Origin of the sequence: Colwellia chukchiensis (assembly GCF_002104455.1) — a bacterium.
Classification (GTDB): domain Bacteria; phylum Pseudomonadota; class Gammaproteobacteria; order Enterobacterales; family Alteromonadaceae; genus Cognaticolwellia; species Cognaticolwellia chukchiensis.
The window spans coordinates 38,750-60,654 of record NZ_NBOC01000006.1 but is presented as its reverse complement, the minus strand read 5'-3'; the positions used below and the strand labels follow the sequence as shown (position 1 = coordinate 60,654).

The 21,905-nt window shown below is 41.6% G+C and carries 18 protein-coding genes; all 18 read left to right on the top strand.

From position 1 onward, the window contains the following. Positions 1-3: 3 nt before the first annotated feature. The 18 genes from pabC to pepN all read left to right on the top strand — a co-directional run bounded on the left by pabC (position 4) and on the right by pepN (position 21,890). The gene (gene pabC, locus B6K83_RS08895) at positions 4-825 is read left to right on the top strand and encodes an aminodeoxychorismate lyase (RefSeq protein WP_085284585.1); all 822 of its coding nucleotides are present in this window, start codon (positions 4-6) and stop codon (positions 823-825) included. Continuing rightward, on the top strand, positions 822-1,859 hold the full coding sequence (gene mltG / locus B6K83_RS08890) for an endolytic transglycosylase MltG (protein ID WP_085284584.1): 1,038 nt from the start codon (positions 822-824) through the stop codon (positions 1,857-1,859). Before pabC ends, mltG begins: the two co-directional genes overlap by 4 nt. A 48-nt stretch (positions 1,860-1,907) precedes the next feature. Further along, positions 1,908-2,546 carry a dTMP kinase gene (gene tmk / locus B6K83_RS08885; protein ID WP_085284583.1) on the top strand — a complete coding sequence of 213 codons (639 nt, stop codon included), beginning with the start codon at positions 1,908-1,910 and terminating at the stop codon, positions 2,544-2,546. A 2-nt stretch (positions 2,547-2,548) separates the two neighbouring features. Continuing rightward, positions 2,549-3,484: a hypothetical protein gene (locus B6K83_RS08880; RefSeq protein ID WP_085284582.1), complete on the top strand. Its 936-nt coding sequence runs from the start codon at positions 2,549-2,551 to the stop codon at positions 3,482-3,484. A gap of 2 nt (positions 3,485-3,486) precedes the next feature. Continuing rightward, positions 3,487-3,813 carry a PilZ domain-containing protein gene (locus B6K83_RS08875; RefSeq protein WP_085284581.1) on the top strand — a complete coding sequence of 109 codons (327 nt, stop codon included), beginning with the start codon at positions 3,487-3,489 and terminating at the stop codon, positions 3,811-3,813. Between the two features lie 88 nt (positions 3,814-3,901). Further along, positions 3,902-4,678, top strand: coding sequence for a TatD family hydrolase (locus B6K83_RS08870; RefSeq protein WP_085284580.1), 777 nt, complete (start codon positions 3,902-3,904; stop codon positions 4,676-4,678). A 482-nt stretch (positions 4,679-5,160) separates the two neighbouring features. After that, entirely contained in the window at positions 5,161-6,390 is a 1,230-nt protein-coding gene (locus B6K83_RS08865) for a nucleoside recognition domain-containing protein (RefSeq protein ID WP_085284579.1), read from the top strand. A gap of 288 nt (positions 6,391-6,678) precedes the next feature. After that, positions 6,679-7,380: a GntR family transcriptional regulator gene (locus tag B6K83_RS08860; RefSeq protein ID WP_085284578.1), complete on the top strand. Its 702-nt coding sequence runs from the start codon at positions 6,679-6,681 to the stop codon at positions 7,378-7,380. Positions 7,381-7,413: 33 nt separating this feature from the next. Continuing rightward, positions 7,414-8,304: a methylisocitrate lyase gene (gene prpB, locus B6K83_RS08855; protein WP_085284577.1), complete on the top strand. Its 891-nt coding sequence runs from the start codon at positions 7,414-7,416 to the stop codon at positions 8,302-8,304. Between the two features lie 83 nt (positions 8,305-8,387). Continuing rightward, the gene (prpC, locus tag B6K83_RS08850) at positions 8,388-9,512 is read left to right on the top strand and encodes a bifunctional 2-methylcitrate synthase/citrate synthase (RefSeq protein WP_085284576.1); all 1,125 of its coding nucleotides are present in this window, start codon (positions 8,388-8,390) and stop codon (positions 9,510-9,512) included. Between the two features lie 212 nt (positions 9,513-9,724). After that, positions 9,725-12,343 carry a Fe/S-dependent 2-methylisocitrate dehydratase AcnD gene (acnD, locus tag B6K83_RS08845; RefSeq protein ID WP_085284575.1) on the top strand — a complete coding sequence of 873 codons (2,619 nt, stop codon included), beginning with the start codon at positions 9,725-9,727 and terminating at the stop codon, positions 12,341-12,343. Between the two features lie 114 nt (positions 12,344-12,457). Beyond that, entirely contained in the window at positions 12,458-13,666 is a 1,209-nt protein-coding gene (prpF, locus tag B6K83_RS08840; protein ID WP_085284574.1) for a 2-methylaconitate cis-trans isomerase PrpF, read from the top strand. A 285-nt stretch (positions 13,667-13,951) separates the two neighbouring features. Beyond that, a complete protein-coding gene (locus B6K83_RS08835) occupies positions 13,952-14,431 on the top strand; it encodes a GAF domain-containing protein (protein ID WP_085284573.1) in 480 nt (159 codons plus the stop codon). After that, positions 14,428-14,715: a hypothetical protein gene (locus tag B6K83_RS08830; protein WP_085284572.1), complete on the top strand. Its 288-nt coding sequence runs from the start codon at positions 14,428-14,430 to the stop codon at positions 14,713-14,715. Before B6K83_RS08835 ends, B6K83_RS08830 begins: the two co-directional genes overlap by 4 nt. A 20-nt stretch (positions 14,716-14,735) precedes the next feature. Continuing rightward, entirely contained in the window at positions 14,736-15,470 is a 735-nt protein-coding gene (gene proQ, locus B6K83_RS08825; RefSeq protein ID WP_085284571.1) for an RNA chaperone ProQ, read from the top strand. A 15-nt stretch (positions 15,471-15,485) separates the two neighbouring features. Further along, positions 15,486-17,522 carry a carboxy terminal-processing peptidase gene (gene prc, locus B6K83_RS08820; RefSeq protein WP_085284570.1) on the top strand — a complete coding sequence of 679 codons (2,037 nt, stop codon included), beginning with the start codon at positions 15,486-15,488 and terminating at the stop codon, positions 17,520-17,522. 244 nt (positions 17,523-17,766) lie between these two features. Next, positions 17,767-19,224 (top strand): Na+/H+ antiporter NhaC, encoded by a 1,458-nt coding sequence (gene nhaC, locus B6K83_RS08815; protein WP_085284569.1) that lies wholly within the window; start codon positions 17,767-17,769, stop codon positions 19,222-19,224. A 116-nt stretch (positions 19,225-19,340) separates the two neighbouring features. Then, positions 19,341-21,890 (top strand): aminopeptidase N, encoded by a 2,550-nt coding sequence (gene pepN / locus B6K83_RS08810; RefSeq protein ID WP_085284568.1) that lies wholly within the window; start codon positions 19,341-19,343, stop codon positions 21,888-21,890. Positions 21,891-21,905: the final 15 nt, after the last annotated feature.

The following is a 21,905-nucleotide window of genomic DNA, read 5'->3' as shown; positions in this document are numbered from 1 at the left end:
TTTATGGCAGTAAAAGTGATTTGTTACGTTAACGGAATAAAGACTAGCAGGGTATCTGTTTTTGATCGTGGATTGGCCTATGGTGATGGCTGTTTTACCACCGCGTTGATCATTAATAATCAAGTACAGATGTTGCCGCAACACCTTGAGCGTTTGCAGATGCATTGTAAGCGTTTAGGTATAGCGAACATTGATATCAATGCGCTTAGCGCCACGTTAGGTAATGTTAGTGCCGGAGTAGAGGTAGGCGTTGTAAAAGTCATGGTTACTTGTGGTAGCGGCGGACGAGGTTACTCACGAATTGGTGCACAGCAACCGAGCGTTATCGTTACATTACATGACTACCCACATTTATATACACACTGGCAAGAACAAGGCATCCATGTTGGGGTGAGTAAGCAAAAGTTAGGCATTAACCCAATGCTGGCAGGACTAAAGCACTTAAACCGTCTAGAGCAGGTTTTGCTGCGCAATGAATTAGATCAGCGGCCAGAAGATGATTTGCTCGTTTGTGATATCAACGGCAGTATTGTTGAGTGTTGTAGTGCCAATGTATTCTGGTTGAAAGCAGGCCAATGGCACACGCCATCATTAACGAACGCAGGTGTTGCCGGCATAATGCGCAGTAAGATTTTAGCCATGAATCCCACTATTGAGCCAGGCGAATACACCTTAGCAGAATTAGATAATATTGACGCCATGTTTATTAGTAACGCCATATTAGGTATAGTGCCAGTTAACGTTTTTAAACAGCAAACATTGGACATATCTCTAGTAAAAAGTATGCAAAAACAATGCTTAACATTAGAAAACTTGTATAGATGAAGAAAGTACTTTTAAATATCCCTTGGTTGACTAAGCGAAAAGCGGCTTTTGGCATTATGACACTATTGTTTGTTGTTTTAAGTACTATAGTTTTTGTGCTGGCTATGCAGTTTAAATTACAACAGCCTTTACTATTAAAAGCCCCCGAACTGATAACGGTTAAAGCCGGAACATCCTTTAATGCCTTTGCTAGGCAGTTAGTAACTAAAGGTTGGCTAGAAAATGATTTTTGGCTGCGCAGTTATGGAAAATTAAAGCCATCACAAGCGGCGATAAAGTCGGGCACCTATCAAGTGTCCCTAGGTGCTAATAGTCTAGATTTATTACAGTTAATTGTCTCTGGTAAAGAGCATCAATTCGCTATTACGTTTATTGAAGGAAGTACCTTTAAACAAGCATTAACCCAGTTAGCAATACACCCAGAAGTCGAGCAACATGTGACGCACTTATCACTGACAGAAATAGCTAACAAGCTCAGTATTAAACAAGACAACCCTGAAGGATGGTTATTTCCAGATACATACGCATTTACTAAAGGAACTGCCGATCTTGAAATTTTAAAACGAGCTTATAAAAAAATGCAGCAAGCACTCGATAGTCAATGGCAGCAGCGGGCAGAAAATTTGCCTTACACATCGCCATATCAAGCTTTGATCATGGCATCTATTATTGAAAAAGAAAGTGGTAAGCATGCCGAACACCCACGTATTGCTTCAGTTTTTATCAATCGTTTAAACAAAAATATGCGCTTACAGACAGATCCAACGGTTATTTATGGCTTAGGAGCGCGTTTTAAGGGTGATATTACCTACGCGCATTTACGAGAGAAAACGCCGTATAATACCTATAGAATAAAAGGTTTGCCTCCTACGCCGATTGCATTACCCGGCGCGCAAGCGCTCAGAGCGGCGTTGCACCCAGAACAAAGTGATTATTTTTATTTTGTTAGTAATGGGGCGGGTGAGCATATATTTTCTACAAATTTAGCTGATCATAATCGTGCGGTGCACAAATATCAGCGCAAGAAAAACTAACCGCTATTTTGATTGGCGTTTGAACAATTTTCAATGGATATTTAATTAATGAAGAAAGGTAAGTTTATTGTTGTCGAGGGTATCGAAGGTGCCGGTAAATCATCAGCAATAGGGGTTATTGAGCAGGTATTAGAGCAGCATGGTATTGCGTTTATAAAAACTCGTGAGCCTGGCGGCACCCCCCTAGCAGAAGCATTGCGCGATATTGTTAAATCGGCAAGCCATGAAGAGCAGCTCACCCAAGAAACCGAGTTATTGCTTATGTATGCCAGTCGAAGCCAATTATTAGCGAATCGAATTTTACCCGCCTTAGCCAATGGCCACTGGGTTATCGGCGATCGCCATGATTTATCATCTCGAGCTTATCAGGGTGGAGGCAGACAATTTGATGATGCAGTAATGAATGCAATTGCTGACGTAACGCTCAAAGGCTTTACACCAGACCTCACCCTATATTTAGATATAGCACCAGAATTGGGCTTAGCGCGCGCGCAAGCGCGTGGTGAACTTGACCGTATTGAACTGGAAGAACTCGCATTTTTTCAACGAGTGCGAGATAAATATTTGAGTTTGGCCAACGCATCACCACGCACCTGTATTATCGATGCTAGTCAAGATATGGCGCAAGTACACAGTGAAGTCAAAAAAGCCGTTTCAGCATATATTAGCCAACAGCTAGGTGCGTAACAATGAAGTCTTGGTTAGTGGCAGTTCAGCAACAAATATCGCGGCAAATAAATGACAATAAATTACCACATGCATTATTGTTATCAGGCATACCAAGTGCAGGACAAGAAGATATCGCCCATTGGTTAAGCAGCGTGCTAACATGCCAAGCGCCAAAACAAGAAGCGAACTCTACTATACAGGCTTGTGGCCAGTGTAAACGCTGTACCTTGCTTGCCAGTAACAACTACCCCGATCACCTAAAGATAACCACAGAAAAAAGTACTATTGGAGTAGACTTAATTCGTAATTTGAGTCAGTTTTTCCAGCAGACTGCACAGTTAGGTCAAGTAAAAACTGCTTGGTTAGAGAATGCCGATACTATGACAGTATCGGCAGCTAATGCCTTGTTGAAAACCTTAGAAGAGCCCACAACTGACAGCTATATTATCCTTACCACAGCACACTTTGATTTGCTTTTACCAACAATTATTAGTCGTTGCCAACACATAGAAATACGGCCACCGGCAGGTCGAGCGCTATTAGCAACTTTGAATGGCGCCAATGGTGATGCCTTTGCTAACTTGACGCACTTAAGTGATTTAACAGATGATGACGCAGCAGAGGATTTTCAACGATTTCGGCAACAGGTAACAAGCTATTTTAATAACCTAGAATGCCGTGATCAGGTGTTAACTGTGTTGCTTAATCACTCATCTGGCTTTCGCTGGTTAGAAAAAATTGTTGTTGATCTTATGCGAGCGCATTGGAGCTGGCTTGAAGGTGAGCAACAACTCAATATTGACAGACAGCAAATTTGGCAATTATACAAAGCTGTGCAAAATGTTAATATAAAGCTGAAAACATTGGTGCAGGTAAACCGAGCATTGTACTGTGAAAAGTTACTTGCCGATATTGGTGTTATTTTATCCAATCGCCAGCCACAACTAGAGGAATAACTTTGGAAACTATTAACCTTGAATTTATTTCAGATCGTGATTTATACCAATCATATATGCCATTTATGAAGAACGGCGGTTTATTTATTCGTACTGCAGAGCACTTTGAGTTAGGCACTGATATCAAGTTAATTGTGACCTTACCTGATTCTCTAGAAGCGTCAGAAATTGTTGGTGTCGTGTCATGGATTACGCCCATAGGAGCACAAAATGGCACTCCCGCAGGTATCGGGGTGAGTTTTATTGAAGATCCTGACAATATTCGTAATCAAATAGATAAATCAATCGGGCGCTTACTGAACTCATCAGAGCCAACGTTATCCATGTAGCCCGCGATACTCGACATTAAAAAAAATTAGCCCCTAAACACGAACTGTTATCGTGTAATTTTTAGCACCTTGAGTGCGGAGGACCTGAGTGTTTATAGATTCCCATTGCCATTTAGATCGACTAAAATTGGCAGAGTTTGATAATAATTTAGATAATGTTATTGCAGCAGCGCGTGCAGCCAAAGTGAACACCCTATTAAGTGTTAGCGTGTCTTTAGCTGAGTTTCCTGCGATGGCTGAGTTAACTGCCGGTTATGAAAATGTTTGGCTAACCTGTGGCGCTCACCCCTTATATCAAGAGCAGCAAATCGAGGAAAAGCAACTCCAGGCACTTGCCAGTGATACTCGGGTCATTGCCATCGGTGAAACAGGCTTAGATTACTTTTATGCGCCCGAAACTAAGCCAGTGCAACTGGACTCATTTCGCAAGCATATTAAGGTTGCTAAACAACTGAACAAGCCCTTGATTATACATACCCGCGACGCTCAAGAAGATACCTTACATTTATTACGAACTGAACAAGCAGAGCAAGTAGGTGGTATTTTGCATTGTTTTACTGAAAGCTGGGAAATGGCTGAGCAAGCTATCGCCATGGGCTTTTATATCTCTTTCTCGGGTATTGTCACTTTTAAAAATGCCAGTGCGCTCAGGGAAGTTGCCAAGAAGGTTCCTGCTGATCGCTTTTTAATCGAAACGGATGCGCCATATCTTGCGCCTGTGCCTCATCGTGGTAAACAAAATCAACCTGCTTATGTTGTCGAGGTTGCTAAACATCTGGCCAGTATTCGTGGTACGAGTGTTGAAAATATAGCTCGCCAATCCAGTGAGAACTTTTATCGTTTATTTCCCATGACACAAGATTAATCTGCCGCTGCTATGACTATACGCTGTGTTAACAATTACTGATATGGGAAAGGCAATGGAAAAACAAAAAAAAGCCCCAAACTATTAGATTTGGGGCTTAGGGGATGGCTCAAAAGGAGATGAGCCTGCGCTAATAAACTGTGTCATGTTGGGGTCTTATCTAAACAAATTAATGTGCTAGCTTTGTCATTACATTTGTTGTTAGCTCCCAACTATAAGTGAGCGAGCATCAGGTTATAAATTAACCTTTAGCACTAAGTGTAGTGCATGACTTTAGAAATGCAAAGATTTATTGTTTGCTATTATCTTTATGAAATATAAAGAGTTATTGATATGCATTTATTGGGTTAGTAAATTTTTCTCACGGCTTTTCTACCGGTTTTACACAGCTTATACACGGCTATTACCTAGAGTGCAGGCTAGGTAATATGAACGTTATATGTCATATTAGCGACTAAAAATAAAAACCAAAGAGACAACACTTGTTAAATCGAATCTGGAGTGGCTTCTTTTTTATTGCCTTTGTTGCGGCCATGGTGCAATGGTTGCTACTTGGAAACGTGTTTATTTTCCAAGCACTAGTTAATGCTATCTTTGATATGTCAAAAGTTACCGTCGATATTGCCATTGGCTTGATCGGCATTTTAAGCTTTTGGCTTGGCATGATGAAGATAGCTGAACATGCCGGTATGATAGACAAACTCGCACAATTGATCTCGCCTTTGTTTGTCCGCCTTATGCCGACGGTACCTAAAGGGCACCCTGCAATTGGCTCTATGACCATGAACCTTTCAGCAAACTTTTTAGGTTTAGATAACGCTGCAACACCACTTGGCCTAAAAGCGATGCAAGATTTACAATCACTAAATAATAAAAAAGAAACAGCAAGCAATGCACAAATTCTGTTTTTAGTGCTAAATACTTCATCGGTTACGCTTTTTCCTGTGACGGTTTTTGTGTATCGGGCTCAGCAAGGTGCTGCCAACCCAACCGATATTTTTGTACCAATTTTGTTAGCAACATCAGCGTCAACACTTGCAGGGCTATTTGCGGTTGCTTTTGTACAAAAAATCAAGCTTTTTCAATATGTGACCTTGTTATATTTGATTGCAGGTATAGCCGTAGTAGCCGCTATTGCCGCCTACTTTGCGACTTTGAGTGCTGAGTTGCTTGCACAACAATCAGCTTTGTTCGGTAATTTGCTGATTTTTACCACACTGATCAGCTTTTTATTTTTTGCCTTAAAGCGTCAAGTAAATGTTTACGACAGTTTTATCGAAGGGGCAAAACAAGGCTTTGAAACGAGTGTTAAAATTATACCCTATCTGTTGGCTATGTTATGTGCTATTGGTGTTTTCAGAGCCAGTGGCGCGTTAGATATTTTAGTTGATGGGATTCGACAGCTCGTGTTGTTATTTAATGCTGACACGCGTTTTGTTGATGCATTGCCTACGGCCTTTATTAAACCTTTAAGTGGCTCAGGCGCGCGCGCCATGATGGTTGAAACTATGAATACACATGGCGCGGACTCTTTTGCTGGTCGCCTAGCCTCGATCGTTCAAGGCTCAACAGAAACCACCTTTTATGTACTCGCTGTTTATTTTGGCTCTGTGGGTATTCGCTATAGCCGTCATGCATTGAGCTGCGGACTCATTGCTGATTTTTCAGGTATTATGGCAGCAATTGGTGTGTGCTACTGGTTTTTTGGTTAATCACTACCATTGTCGACAGTTAGCGTAATTAATTTACTGTTATTTGCGCTAATGTCTAACTGCTGAAACCTTAACATCGGCGAAAACATTCTATAAGCCCCTTACAACACATCAGTTATCCCCTCAATAAACCTTGAAAAGTTGCTATAAAATAAAAAAACGACAGTGGCGTTAATCAATAGAAATAAGCAGAACAATATAGATTGTCGACAATAATGTTTGAATGACGTTGACTATTACAAATATATCGCTATTATTAGGGCTATGATTTTAAATGTGTCGACAATAATGGCTTTAGATAATCCAACCACACGAACCGCAGTTACTACGGCAGATAAAGTATTTGAGCAAATGTTGTACGCGATAGTGAACGGCAATATCAAGGCGGGCAGCAAAATTAGCGAGCCAGAATTGGCGAAAAACTATCAAATTAGCCGTTCAACATTGCGAGAAGCACTCAATCGTTTAGAGAAGTGTCATTTAATTGAGCGCAAGGCCAATGTGGGCTCGCGTGTTGTTGAGTGTTCAATTGCTGGGCTATTAGAACTTTATATTGTTCGCGAAGCGCTCGAGGGAATGGCGTGTCGACAAGCTGCAAGCAACATGACCGACGATGAAATTCTCGAAATGAAGGCGATGTTAGCACAACATGCCAATGTTAAGGCACTACGTGAAGGTGTTGCTTATTATCAAGAAGAAGGCGACTTAGACTTTCACTACAAGGTTATATTGGGAAGCCATAATCAACAGCTAATTAATATCTTATGTGGGCAACTTTACCACCTAGTGCGCATGTACCGGTGTCAATTTGGTATGAACAGCCCGCGTGCTACTAAAGCGTTTGATGAACACTCCCGAATTATTGAAGCCATTGCAGAGCGAGATGGCGAGTTAGCAGAGATGCTGATGAGGCGACATATCGCCGCATCGCGTAAAAATATTGAAAACAAAATAGCTCAGCAAAAACTTTCGACAAGCACCACAGCTTAACCCATTCACTTAAAAGTAAAAAAGGACAATAGAATGTCTCAACAATTATCACCCGGCGCGAAATTTCGCCAAGCGTTAGCGAAAAATAAACCCTTGCAAGTGGTTGGAACCATTAATGCCTATTGTGCCATGATGGCAGAGCAATTGGGTCATCAAGCCATTTACCTTTCTGGTGGTGGCGTCGCTAATGCGTCTTATGGATTGCCTGACTTGGGTATGACGTCACTTAATGATGTTATTGCCGATGTACAACGTATTACAAGTGCCTCAAGCCTACCTTTACTGGTAGATATTGATACCGGTTGGGGCGGAGCATTTAATATTGCAAAAACAATTCGTGATATGGAAAAAGCCGGAGCGGCGGCAGTGCATATCGAAGATCAAGTTGCACAAAAGCGTTGTGGTCATCGACCCAACAAAGAAATTGTTTCTACCGAAGAAATGGTTGATCGCATTAAAGCAGCAGTAGATGCACGCACCGATAAAGACTTTTTTATTATGGCGCGTACCGATGCATTTGCACAAGAGGGCTTAGAGGCTGCGTTAGAGCGAGCGAAGGCTTATGTAGCAGCCGGCGCTGATGGCATTTTTGCTGAAGCCGTGCAAACAGAAGCACATTACCGCGCCTTCACACAGGCACTAGATGTTCCTGTGTTAGCCAATATCACTGAGTTTGGTCAAACAGAATTGTGGAATAAAGCACAGCTAGGTGAATGGGGTTGCGCTATGGTGTTGTACCCATTATCAGCATTTCGCGCCATGAATAAAGCAGCGGAGTCGGTTTATAAAACCTTACTGGCAGACGGCGACCAAAAAGCTGAAATTGACAATATGCAAACACGCATGGATTTATATGATTACCTAGGTTATCACGACTATGAACAAAAACTTGATGCGTTGTTTTCAGAAGGAAAAAATAAGTAATCGCGATAACAATAACCTAGACGAGAATTAATTTAACCATTAATAACAACTCACTTGTTGTTAAAGGATGAGAGGAAAGAATGATGACAGAGAAAAAATTATCAGGTGCTGGCTTACGCGGCCAAAGTGCAGGTGAAACAGCTTTATGTACTGTAGGAAAATCAGGCTCAGGCTTAACCTACTGTGGCTATGATGTTGCAGATTTAGCTGAAAATGCGACATTTGAAGAAGTGGCCTATTTACTTTTTAACGGTGAACTACCCAATGAAAAAGAGCTGGCAAGTTATAAAGCAGAGCTATTTGCTATGCGCGATTTACCACCAGCATTAAAGTCAGTATTAAAGCTTATTCCTAAAGAAACACACCCAATGGATGTTATGCGCACCGGTTGTTCATTTTTAGGAAATTTAGAGCCAGAGCAAGACTTTTCTGAGCAACAACAAGCAGCTAATCGCTTATTAGCCGCGTTTCCAGCCATCATGTGTTATTGGTATAAATATAGTCATGAGCAAGTAGAAATTGACTGTGTTACTGAAGAAGACTCGCTTGCTGGGCATTTTTTACGATTGTTAAATGGTACAGAGCCTTCAGCCCAACATCGTCGTGTTATGGATGTATCGTTAATATTATATGCTGAGCATGAGTTTAACGCGTCGACCTTTACCGCCCGTGTTTGTGCGTCAACATTGTCAGATATGTTTTCGTGTATCACCGGCGCTATTGGTACTTTACGCGGTCCTTTGCATGGTGGTGCCAATGAAGCAGCAATGGATATGATTGAAAAGTTCGAGTCTCCGGCGGATGCAAAAGAAAAAATGGCCGGAATGCTAGCGCGCAAAGAAAAAATTATGGGCTTTGGTCATGCGGTTTATAGTACCTCAGATCCGCGTAATGTGATCATTAAAGCCTGGTCAGAAAAATTAGCCGCGGAGAATGGCGATACCTCGCTATATGATATTTCAGTGGCGTGTGAAGAGTTTATGTGGGAAAGCAAAAAACTATTTTGTAATGCTGACTTCTTTCACGCTTCTACCTATAACTATATGGGCATTCCAACGAAACTGTTTACGCCTATTTTTGTTTGTTCGCGTTTAACAGGTTGGGCTGCGCACGTTATGGAGCAAAGAGCCAATAACCGTATTATTCGCCCTTCAGCTGACTATATTGGCGCAGCGCCACGCAAAGTTGTCGCAATCTCAGAAAGATAGATAAGGCTAACTCTGTACGGCAATTTCAAACTGATAAGTGTTAGCTCAACAATAAAGAGTGGCCTATTTGCTTTGAAAATGCCGAAAGCCTCAGTGTCTAGTCACCGCGCTAGACACTGATTTTGTTTTTGAGTCTACTTTATTTATTACTTAAAGGCTGGCGATATTTAAATGTAAGCCTTTATCATCTAACAGAGCATGTGAAATAAATTATGAATTATGATTACCGCAAACCTTTACCAGGTTATAAAAATAATGGTGTTGGTATTGATTTTTTTGATACCCGTGAAGCTGTAGAAAACATTAAACCCGGCGCATATAAAACGCTTCCCTATACCTCTCGCGTACTGGCTGAACAATTGGTTAGACGTTGTGATCCAAAAACATTAACCGACTCATTAAAGCAAATTATTGATGGTAAGCAAGATCTTGACTTTCCTTGGTATCCGGCGCGAGTGGTCTGCCATGATATTTTAGGGCAAACAGCTTTGGTAGATTTAGCCGGGCTTCGCGATGCTATTGCTGAGCAAGGTGGCGATCCTGCCAAGGTCAACCCTGTGGTTCCGACACAGTTAATCGTTGATCACTCCTTAGCGGTAGAAGCAGCCGGCTGTGATCCTGATGCGTTTGATAAGAATCGCGCCATTGAAGATCGCCGTAACAAAGATAGATTTCACTTTATTGAATGGACTAAAACAGCGTTTAAAAATGTTGATGTTATCCCCGCCGGTAACGGCATTATGCATCAAATTAATTTAGAAAAGATGTCGCCTGTTATTCAAGCGCGCGATGGTGTCGCGTTTCCTGATACCTGTGTTGGGACCGATAGCCATACCCCGCATATTGATGCCTTAGGTGTTATTGCCATAGGGGTGGGGGGCTTAGAAGCAGAAACTGTTATGCTTGGCAGGCCGTCAATGATGCGTTTACCTAATATTGTTGGCGTCAAGCTTACTGGTCAGCGTCAACCGGGAATAACTGCCACTGATATTGTTTTAGCGATCACCGAGTTTTTGCGCGCTGAAAAAGTCGTGTCTGCCTACCTAGAATTCTTTGGTGAAGGGGCAAAAAGCCTGACCATAGGCGATCGTGCCACGATTTCAAATATGACACCAGAATATGGCGCATCAGCTGGGATGTTTTATATTGACGAGCAAACCATAGATTATTTAAAAATAACAGGCCGTGAGCCAGAGCAAGTGGCGTTGGTGGAAACTTATGCCAAGCACACGGGGCTTTGGGCCGATGACTTAGTTGAAGCCAAATACCCACGTGTTTTAGAGTTTGACTTATCAAGTGTTTGTCGTAATTTAGCCGGACCGTCAAACCCACACCGTCGATTAGCAACCGCAGACCTTGCTGAGAAAAATATTGCAAAAGACTTAGCAAGTTGCAATGCACAAGAAGCAAATGGCGAAATGCCTGATGGCGCGATCATTATTGCCGCAATTACCTCATGTACAAATACTTCTAACCCGCGTAACGTGGTAGCAGCGGGTCTGATTGCCAAAAAAGCAAACGAATTAGGCTTAGTGCGTAAACCTTGGGTGAAATCATCATTTGCGCCAGGCTCAAAAGTGGCTAAGTTATATCTTGAAGAAGCCGGTTTGTTACCCGAAATGGAAAAACTTGGTTTTGGTATTGTCGGCTATGCTTGTACCACCTGTAACGGCATGAGTGGCGCTTTAGACCCTAAAATACAACAAGAGCTGATCGAGCGAGATTTATATTCAACCGCCGTATTATCGGGTAACCGAAATTTTGATGGTCGTATTCACCCTTATGCAAAACAAGCGTTTTTGGCATCACCGCCGCTGGTGGTTGCTTATGCGATTGCAGGTACTATACGCTTTGATATCGAAAAAGATGTTTTAGGGCAAGATAAAAGTGGTAATGATATTACCTTAAAAGATATTTGGCCAAGTGATGAAGCTATTGATGCAATTGTTGCCGCTAACGTTAAACCAGAGCAATTCAAAAAAGTTTACACACCAATGTTTGATTTAGGCTCATTTGAACCTGCTAAAAGTCCCTTGTACGACTGGGATGAAAAAAGCACATATATTCGTCGTCCACCGTACTGGGAAGGTGCATTGGCGGGCGAGCGAACTATGAAAGGCATGCGGCCATTAGCAGTATTAGGTGATAACATCACAACCGATCATTTGTCACCCTCTAATGCCATTCAACTGAACAGTGCCGCTGGCGCTTATTTGCACAAAATGGGGGTTCCTGAAGCTGACTTTAATTCTTATGCCACTCATCGTGGTGACCACTTAACGGCACAACGTGCAACCTTTGCTAACCCGAAATTGTTTAACGAAATGTGTAAAGACGATAACGGAGATGTAAAGCAAGGCTCGTTAACCCGTATAGAGCCTGAAGGCACAGAGTCACGCATGTGGGAAGCCATTGAAACTTATATGGCCCGTAAGCAGCCGTTAATTATTATTGCAGGGGCAGATTATGGCCAAGGTTCATCACGCGACTGGGCGGCAAAAGGTGTGCGCTTAGCGGGTGTTGAAGTGATTGTTGCCGAAGGGTTTGAGCGTATTCACAGAACTAACTTAGTAGGCATGGGCGTACTTCCTTTGGAGTTTGCTAACGGTAAAACTCGTCACAGTTATCAAATAGATGGCTCTGAAACTTATGATGTACTTGGCGCGCCTGCAGCAGGCGGAATGATGACAGTGATCATGACCCGTAAAAATGGTGCAGTGGTAGAAATTCCAGTCAAGTGCCGACTTGATACCGCAGATGAAGTGTCAGTTTACAGCGCTGGCGGGGTATTACAAAAGTTTGCTAACGACTTTTTAAAGTCAGCCAGTTAGGTTTGTTAACCCTATGGCTAGCATGACTTAGCACATAGCATAACCACAACAAATGGCACAGTATAAGAACCGATACTGTGCCATTTTATCGTTAATTAATTCAAGGAGTCGATCATGTCTGATGATCCTCAAGTACACTTAGCTCAGGTTAAAATTCCCGCAACTTATATGCGCGGTGGTACTTCCAAAGGGGTATTTTTTAATCTTGCCGATTTGCCCGAGCGTTGCCAAGCGCCAGGGCCCGCACGAGACAATATGCTGTTGAGAGTGATCGGCAGCCCAGATCCTTATGGTAAACAAACCGATGGTATGGGCGGGGCGACCTCAAGCACCAGTAAAACAGTTATTTTATCAGCGAGCAGTGAAGCTGGGCATGATGTGGATTATTTATTTGGTCAAGTGGCGATTGATAAAGCATTTGTCGACTGGAGTGGTAACTGTGGCAATTTAACTGCAGCCGTTGGTTCTTTTGCTATTATGTCAGGGTTGGTCGATAAGCATAAAATACCGACTAATGGTATTTGTACGGTGCGTATTTGGCAGAAAAATATTGCTAAAACCATTATTGCGCATGTACCTATCACTAATGGACAAGTACAAGAAACCGGTGACTTTGAGCTTGACGGTGTTACATTCCCAGCCGCAGAGGTTCCAGTGGAGTTTATTGCACCAGTTGATCCCTCAGAAGCCATGTTTCCCACTGGCAATGTTATTGATAAGTTAGAAATTCCCGCGTTTGGTGAGCATAAAGCTAAAACATTAACTGCGACAATGATCAGTGCCGGCATTCCTACGATTTTTCTCAATGCCGATGAAATAGGGTATCAAGGCACAGAGTTGCAGCAGCATATTAATAATGATCAGACGGCGTTAGCTTACTTTGAAGCGATTCGTGCCGCTGGGGCGATAAAAATGGGGCTCATTCGTGATGTCAGTGAAGCCGCACAACGCCAACATACGCCGAAAGTGGCCTTTGTCGGGCCGGCACAAGATTATATTACCTCTAGCCATAAATCGGTATCGGCTGACAACATTGATTTAAATGTTCGGGCATTGTCTATGGGGAAATTGCATCATGCCATGATGGGAACAGCAGCTGTTGCCATTGGCACGGCGGCTGCAATCCCTGGTACTGTGGTAAACTTAGCTGCCGGTGGGGGCGATCGCGACTCAGTTGTGTTTGGTCATCCATCTGGCACCTTAAAAGTTGGTGCACAGGCAACAATGGACAATGGCAACTGGACGGTAAATAAAGCGATCATGAGCCGCAGTGCGCGTGTGCTGATGGAAGGTTGGGTACGAATCCCTGCTGATTCATTTTAAGCTTTAGCTATTGAAATTATCGTTGATTGGGTAGCAATTGAAAATCGCTGTTAGACGATATTGTCGCAGCGATTTTTTATTTGCATTCAAAAGCGCGCCGGCAAGATAATACTCACTGGTGAACCAAGCAAAAAGTACTCGATTAGCAATAAATGAAGCATAAAGTCAAAATTTAAACCACGAAATAAAATTAATTGACAGATAATAGCCAAATGAGACTGATAGCACTTTAATTTCGTACGTTATCAGGGTATGTTATGCGTTTTTAGTTAGGCGTAAGCATTTATGTCAAAAATTACCTTTTATCGTGACTTGTATCAGCAAGTAGAAGCTTTGATCAGTGATGAAGCCGACGTCATTGCCAATATGGCTAATGTCAGTGCTTTGTTGTTTGAACAATTAAGTGATGTGAACTGGGTTGGTTTTTATCGTCTGCTAAACGAAGAGTTAGTGCTTGGCCCTTTTCAAGGTAAAGTTGCCTGTATTCGTATTCCGCTAGCGCGGGGCGTTTGTGGAACAGCAGCGGCGTTAAATCAGGTACAACGCATAGATGACGTGCATAGTTTTGATGGTCACATTGCTTGTGATGCTCGTAGCAATGCAGAAATAGTTTTGCCAATAATGTTAAACAACAAAGTAATTGCGGTACTGGATATCGATAGTATCGCTTTTAACCGATTTGACAATGAAGATCAGCAGGGCTTAGAAAAAATAGTCCGCTTGTTCGAAGATGTTATGATTAAGCATGGCGTGGTAAACTTGTGAAAGAATTTGTAGTTATTCATGACTATTTAGTTTCGCCGGCAGTCGTGGGTGATTGGGACGGTCATGAAGATCTCGTTGCCGAGCGTATAAATGAAATTTATCATACAATATATGACTTAGCAGAAGAAGACATTGCACCAGAGGTGTTGGCAAGTTTGTTGTCTCTGGTGTGGGATACGTGGATAGGGCAAGAAGCCCTAGCTGAAATTGAAAGTGAAGATATTTATGATTGGTGCCGACATGTGTTGGAAAATCGCGAACAATATCTTGCAGAGCAAAATTAAAATTTTTAAAAGTTGTATTTATGGAAAATAAAGCAGAAAGTGAAGTTAAAGTGGTAGAAACGGCAACCGAAGACACAAACTCAGCGGTTGAAACAGAAGTTAAGCGAATGAGCACGAAAGAAATTATTGCTTATTTGGCAGAAAAGTTTCCTGCCTGCTTTTCGGTTGCAGGCCACGCAAAGCCACTAAAAATAGGTATTTTTCAAGACTTAGCAGAAAAACTTGCCGACGATGAGACTGTGAGTAAAACTCGGTTACGCCAAGCACTTAGGCATTACACGAGCAGCTGGCGATACTTAAAAGCGGTTAAAGTAGGGAGCTTTCGTGTTGATATTGATGGTAATCAGGCTGCTGAAGTTGATCAAGAGCAAGCGGATTACGCCAGTAAAACCTTAAAAGAAAGCCAAGAAAAATTTGGTAACAATAAGCCTAAAGATAAAACCGCGAAGAAGCCTTATAGTAATAAAAGCAATAAGCAGGCTGCTAAAGGAAGTGACGAGGCCGCGCCGAAAGCGGGTCAGCGTAAAGAAAAGTTTAATGCCGTTAAAGCAAGCAAACGAACACCAGCAAAGGCAGCTGTTAAACTTAAGCCTCTTGAAACTGCCAATGTAATGGTAGGTAAAAGTGTCAAGGTACAGCTAGGTCAATCGTCCATGGATGCGGTGATAACTGAAGTGTCAGGCACAGATGTTAGTGTGCAGTTGAACTCAGGTATGGTTGTTAAAACACAAGTTAAAAATATTTTTACAGAATAAGTTTGGAGTATGTGCATGCATAAATTTGGTCGTATAGCCGCTGCGGTAGCGTTATCACTTGCCAGTTTCTCTTTATTAGCAGAAAAGCAACAAGATAATCTCAACTTACCGGTGTTAGTGCCGGAAAGTCAACATGCGACCGCAACTAAGCGCATAGCGGCGCAATTTACGCGAGCACATTACAAAAAAATATCGATTGATGATGAACTTTCAGCGCAAATATTCGATCGTTACCTTAAGCAACTAGATTATGCGCGCAATGTTTTTCTATCCTCAGATATAGAAAATTTTGAACAATATCGTGATGAATTTGATACCGTTATTGCCCGCGGTAAACTCGATATTGCGTATGAAATATACAACTTAAATTTGCAACGCCGTTTAGAACGCTATGAATATGCCTTAGGTTTATTAGCCAGCGAAAAAGGCTTTAACTTTGAGTTAGATGAATATTATAACTTTGACCGCGAAAATGCGCCGTGGCCAAGCTCTATTGCTGAGCTCAACGAATTATGGCGCAAAAAAGTAAAGTATGATGCCCTTAACTTAACATTAACCGGCAAAGAGTGGGAAAAAGTACAAGAAATTTTAGGTAAACGTTATCGATATGCTATCAAGCGATTAAAGCAAAGTGAAAGTGAAGATGTATTTCAACTCGTGATGAACAGCTTTGCACGCGTAGTTGAGCCACATACGTCATATTTATCGCCGCGTAATGCTGAACGCTTTCAAATGGAAATGAATTTATCGTTAGAAGGGATTGGTGCCGTTTTGCGGGCTGAAGAAGATTATACGGTAATTCAAAGTGTTGTTTCTGGCGGCCCCGCCGATAAGTCAAATGCCTTGAAACCTAAAGATCGTATTGTCGGTGTTTCACAAGATGATGAAGAGTTTGTCGATGTTATTGGCTGGCGCTTAGATGATGTTGTGGAGTTGATTAAAGGCCCTAAAGGTAGCAAAGTCAGGTTACAAGTTTTAGGCGCTGATGCCGAAGATGATAGCAGCATTAAAGTGGTGTCTATCGTTAGAGATAAGATAAAGCTTGAAGACCGAGCGGCAAAATCTGAGGTTTACTTTGAAAAAACCGACGGTGAAAACGCTCAAAAACTCGGTGTGATCACGATCCCAAGTTTTTATAATAATCTTGCGCGCGATGTGAAATTAGAACTCGCAAAACTAAAAGATGAAAATGTAGCAGGTATTATCGTTGATCTTAGAGGCAATGGCGGTGGTTCATTAACAGAAGCAACCTTATTGACCGGCTTATTTATTGATAAGGGTCCTGTGGTGCAAGTGCGCGATGGTGCCAATCGTGTACAAATTAATAGCGATAAAGATGGTATAAGTTATTATGATGGTCCATTAACCGTGATGGTTGACCGTTATAGTGCATCAGCGTCAGAAATCTTTTCAGCAGCAATCCAAGACTATGGTCGAGGGGTTATCGTTGGTGAGCATACATTTGGTAAAGGAACAGTACAACAGCATAGGGGCTTAGGTCGTGTTTATGACTTGTATGAAAATCCTTTTGGCAGCATTCAGTTTACGATAGCTAAATTTTATCGCATCAATGGCGGCAGTACTCAGCATCGAGGTGTGTTACCTGATATTGCATTTCCATCGGCTATCGACCCAGAAGATTGGGGAGAAAGTAAAGAAGAAAACGCTTTACCTTGGGATCAGATCCCTAAAGCGCGTTACCGAAAACTGAACGACATTAGCCAAGATGTCTCATATTTAACGGCACTACATCAGGCACGAATTACTGAAAATAAAGAATTTAGTTATTTACTGTCGGATATCGAAGAATATAAGGCAGAAAAAGATGATAAATCCATATCATTGAATCTGGCCAAGCGAAAGCAAAAGCGCGCTGAGCGTAAAGCTAAGCAGCTATTAAGGGCCAATGAAAGACTAGTGATGTTAGGAAAAGAAAAAGTAGCAAGTTTAGATGACTTACCCGAAGATCTAGAAACGCTAGATCCATTTTTAGATGAAACAGCAAAAATCACCTTTGACTTAGTTTCTTTAGGTAAAGTTGCGAAAAAATAAACACATTATTCTTTAACAAAAAAACCACCTTTGGTGGTTTTTTTTGTTTATTCAGACAATTATCCATAAGATAATTTTTTAGTTATATTTACTGCATAGTTATTCTTGAACTGCTTATAAACAAAGGGCTAAATAACGATAGTTTTGTAAAAATAACTTGCACTATCAGCCAACAGTCGGCATCTTACTAGCACAAATATTTTAACTATAAAAATAACAAAGATAGTAAGGTGTAAATTTTCCTATGTCTGATCCTCAATCATTACGACAACCTACAATGTTGGACTCATTAACGCCAATCATGGTGTTAATTGTATTATTAGTTGCTGCGGTGACATTTTTTGGTGATAGTTCATCGCAAGGTCCCAATCAAATCGCTTTATTACTCGCCACCGGTGTGGCGGCCGTTATCGGGTTAAAAAATGGTTATACATGGCATGCCATGGAAAAAGCAATTGTCCATGGCATATCTATTTCATTATGTGCGGTACTAATTTTATTAGCTGTGGGTTCTTTAATTGGTACTTGGTTGCTCTCAGGCACTGTGCCAACCTTAGTTTATTATGGTTTAAAAATTATCGATCCTAGCTGGTTTTATGCCGCTGCATGTTTAGTGTGTGGTATTGTTGCCATGAGTATTGGCAGCTCTTGGACTACAGCCGCAACAGTGGGTGTAGCCTTTATTGGCATTGCCGGTGGTTTTGAATTGTCTGCTTCTGTTACCGCTGGTGCGGTAATTTCTGGCGCATATTTTGGTGATAAACTATCGCCACTATCTGAAACAACAAATTTAGCGCCAGCGGTTGCAGGTAGTGAACTATTTAATCATATTCGTTATATGTTATGGACGACAATCCCATCAATTTCTATTGCGATGATTTTATTTTTGATCATAGGTTTTAATCACTCTTCAACGGTTAATGGTGAAACCGAGAGTATCGCCGCGTTAACCAGTACCCTGAAAAATACCTATAACATTTCAGCGTTGAACTTAATTCCGTTATTGGTTTTACTTTTTTTAGCTTATAAGAAAATGCCAGCGTTTCCCGCCGTTGCCATAGGTGCCGTGTTAGGCGCAGTTTGGGCATTAATTTTCCAACAAGATCTTATTCTAGCTATGGCGCAAGACGGCGTTGACTCAACTAAGGGCATGATCATGGTAGTTTGGACCGCATTTTTTGACGGTGTTGTCGTTGATACGGGTAATCCAGAAATTGATCAATTACTTAGCCGTGGTGGTATGTCGAGTATGCTCAATACCATTTGGCTTGTGGTCACGGCATTAAGTTTTGGTGCAATCCTAGAGCATTTAGGCATGCTAAAGAAATTTGTCGAGTCTATACTAGCAACGGCAAAATCAATTGGCAGCTTAATTGCGAGTACAGTAGCGACCTGTATTGGTACAAACTTGATCACAGCTGATCAATACATGGCAATTGTAATGCCCGGCAGAATGTATAAAGAAGAGTATCAAAAGCGTGGTTTAGATCCTGTTGTGTTAAGTCGTACTCTTGAGGACTCGGGAACCATCACTTCGCCATTAATACCGTGGAATACTTGTGGTGCATTTATGTTTGCCGCCATGGCGTTAACTTCATATGATTATATCTTCTATTGTTTTTTTAACTTAATTAACCCGATATTAGCCTTGGCTTATGGTTATATGGGTTTTAAAATTAAAAAATTAGTGACAGAAAGTTAGCGGTTACAAAAGTTAATAACTATTCATAAAGCCTGTATATTACGGGCTTTTTTATATTTTAATTGTGCCAGAGCGGCATAAGTTGGCAACAAGCCAACTGTTTTTTGAGGGTCCCCATGAGTGATTTTACTCCGCGCTATTTAGCTGATTACCGTGCAGCATATTTTTCCATTACAAGGGTAGACTTAACCTTTGAGCTTGAGCATCAGAAAACGCGTGTAACTAATCAAATGCACTTTACGCGCAATAAAGCTCACAACTTGCCTTTAGTGCTTGATGGTGAGCAAGTCACGCTAGTTTCGGTAAAACTTGATGGCGAAATACTAGCGAGCACTGAATACCAAGTAGACGACCATAGCCTTACCCTTGCGGTCGATCGCGATGATTTTCAGTTAGAAATTGTCACAGAGATAAACCCTGCTGATAATACCGCACTCGAAGGCTTATTTAAGTCGGGCGATGCCTATTGTACCCAATGTGAAGCGGAAGGGTTTCGACGTATTAGTTACTACCTTGATCGCCCTGATGTTATGGCAACATTTACGACTAAAGTGATTGCGGATAAACGCCAATGTCCACACTTATTGTCAAATGGTAATAAAATTGCAGCCGGCAATTTAGCCAATGGCAAGCACTTTGTGCAATGGCATGATCCATTTCCTAAGCCAAGTTATCTATTTGCTCTTGTTGCGGGAGATTTTGAGGTATTGCGCGATCAGTACCTGACTATGTCGGGGCGAGATGTGGCATTAGAAATTTTTGTAGATAAAGGCAATATTAATAAAGCACATCATGCCATGGCGTCACTAAAGCGCGCAATGGCGTGGGATGAGCAAACTTTTGGTCTTGAATACGATCTTGATATATACATGATAGTTGCTGTCGACTTTTTTAATATGGGCGCGATGGAAAATAAAGGTTTAAATGTCTTTAACAGCAAGTATGTTTTAGCCGATGAAACCAGTGCAACCGACGTTGACTATTTTAATGTCGAGGCTGTAATTGGCCATGAATACTTTCACAATTGGACCGGCAACCGTGTTACCTGTCGCGACTGGTTTCAGTTAAGTTTAAAAGAGGGGCTTACAGTTTTTAGAGATCAGCAATTTAGTGCTGATATGCATTCAGCCGCTGTAACACGCATACAAAATGTTAGAGTATTGCGCTCACAACAATTTGCCGAAGACGCTGGCCCAATGGCGCACCCAATTCGTCCTGAAAAAGTAATAGAAATGAATAACTTTTATACCCTAACCGTATATGAAAAGGGCGCTGAAGTGATTCGCATGCTACACACCATACTCGGTAAAGAAAAATTCAGGCAAGGTTTAGACCTATATTTTTCGCGCTTTGACGGCATGGCGGTGACCTGTGATGATTTTATTAATGCGATGGCAGATGCGACAGGTACCGATCTTGAACAGTTTAAATTATGGTATTCGCAGTCCGGAACACCGCTACTTACTGTCAGTGAATATTATGATGAACAAAATGCTCAATACCACTTAACCATAGCACAAAGTAACAATGAGCAACCGGCACTACATATCCCAGTTGGCATAGAGTTAATTACCTCTGAACAACAAAATGATGCCCATTTATTGGCACTGACCAAAGCAAAACAAAGCTGGACTTTTGAAGGCGTCAAAGAAAAGCCAGTGCTAGCATTATTAACTGATTTTACCGCGCCGGTAAAAACTAACTTTCCCCAATCAGATCAAGCGCTAGCCTGTATTATGACCCGAGCCGATGATGAGTTTTGTCGCTGGGACGCTGGGCAAAAGTTATTAACAACGTATATCACGCGCGTGATGAAGCAACCGCAAATGAGTTTGCCTGATAGTTTATACCAAGTGTTTGAATCCATATTAAGTGCAGATACTGCGGCTGCTTTTAAAGCGGAGCAACTGACTTTGCCAAGCTTTAATGAGTTAGTCGATAGTATTGAAGCAGTAAATCCTATTGCTTTGCTTGATGCAATTGAAACAGTAAAACGCAGTTTAGCCAAGCAGTTAGCGCCGCTATTTTTAAAACAATACCAGGCAAGCGCGCAAGCAGGCTATAGTCATGACGGTATTGCGATTGGTAAACGTGCCTTGAAGAATGTGTGTTTATCGTATTTGGTAACATTAGATAACCATGAGCACTTGTTATCTCAACAGTATCAAAGTGCCAATAATATGACCGATACCTTAGCGGCATTAAGTTGCGCAGCCGCATATCCTTCGCAAGAGCTCAACACACTGATGGCAGACTTTGCGATAAAGTGGTCAGATAATACGCTAGTAATGGATAAATGGTTTGCATTACAAGCGAGTATCAATAACGACACTATTTTTGATAAGTTATCGGATTTAATGGCGCACCCGCTTTTTAGTTTAAAAAACCCCAATAGAGCGCGTGCCGTCATTGCTGCATTTACTCAAAACAATCCACGGTATTTTCATTGTGCTAGTGGCCGAGGTTATCAATTTTTAATTGAACAACTAGTGCTACTTAACGATATTAACCCGCAAGTCGCATCGCGATTAATCACGCCACTGATCCAGTTTAAATCCTTAGATGCAAAGCGGCAATCGATGATAAAAGAACAACTCGTGAAATTGCAACAGCATGATAAACTGGCAAAAGATCTACAAGAAAAGGTAGATGCCGCGTTGGCATAATGATAACAGAGCCTA

What these genes read in the sequence shown, in the direction of transcription:
- pabC (WP_085284585.1), top strand. Translation starts at nt 4, where the DNA reads ATGGCAGTAAAAGTGATTTGTTACGTTAACGGAATAAAGACTAGCAGG.
- prpB (WP_085284577.1), top strand. Translation starts at nt 7,414, where the DNA reads ATGTCTCAACAATTATCACCCGGCGCGAAATTTCGCCAAGCGTTAGCG.
- prc (WP_085284570.1), top strand. Translation starts at nt 15,486, where the DNA reads ATGCATAAATTTGGTCGTATAGCCGCTGCGGTAGCGTTATCACTTGCC.
- nhaC (WP_085284569.1), top strand. Translation starts at nt 17,767, where the DNA reads ATGTCTGATCCTCAATCATTACGACAACCTACAATGTTGGACTCATTA.
- B6K83_RS08860 (WP_085284578.1), top strand. Translation starts at nt 6,679, where the DNA reads ATGGCTTTAGATAATCCAACCACACGAACCGCAGTTACTACGGCAGAT.
- prpF (WP_085284574.1), top strand. Translation starts at nt 12,458, where the DNA reads ATGTCTGATGATCCTCAAGTACACTTAGCTCAGGTTAAAATTCCCGCA.
- proQ (WP_085284571.1), top strand. Translation starts at nt 14,736, where the DNA reads ATGGAAAATAAAGCAGAAAGTGAAGTTAAAGTGGTAGAAACGGCAACC.
- tmk (WP_085284583.1), top strand. Translation starts at nt 1,908, where the DNA reads ATGAAGAAAGGTAAGTTTATTGTTGTCGAGGGTATCGAAGGTGCCGGT.
- mltG (WP_085284584.1), top strand. Translation starts at nt 822, where the DNA reads ATGAAGAAAGTACTTTTAAATATCCCTTGGTTGACTAAGCGAAAAGCG.
- acnD (WP_085284575.1), top strand. Translation starts at nt 9,725, where the DNA reads ATGAATTATGATTACCGCAAACCTTTACCAGGTTATAAAAATAATGGT.
- B6K83_RS08835 (WP_085284573.1), top strand. Translation starts at nt 13,952, where the DNA reads ATGTCAAAAATTACCTTTTATCGTGACTTGTATCAGCAAGTAGAAGCT.
- prpC (WP_085284576.1), top strand. Translation starts at nt 8,388, where the DNA reads ATGACAGAGAAAAAATTATCAGGTGCTGGCTTACGCGGCCAAAGTGCA.
- B6K83_RS08880 (WP_085284582.1), top strand. Translation starts at nt 2,549, where the DNA reads ATGAAGTCTTGGTTAGTGGCAGTTCAGCAACAAATATCGCGGCAAATA.
- pepN (WP_085284568.1), top strand. Translation starts at nt 19,341, where the DNA reads ATGAGTGATTTTACTCCGCGCTATTTAGCTGATTACCGTGCAGCATAT.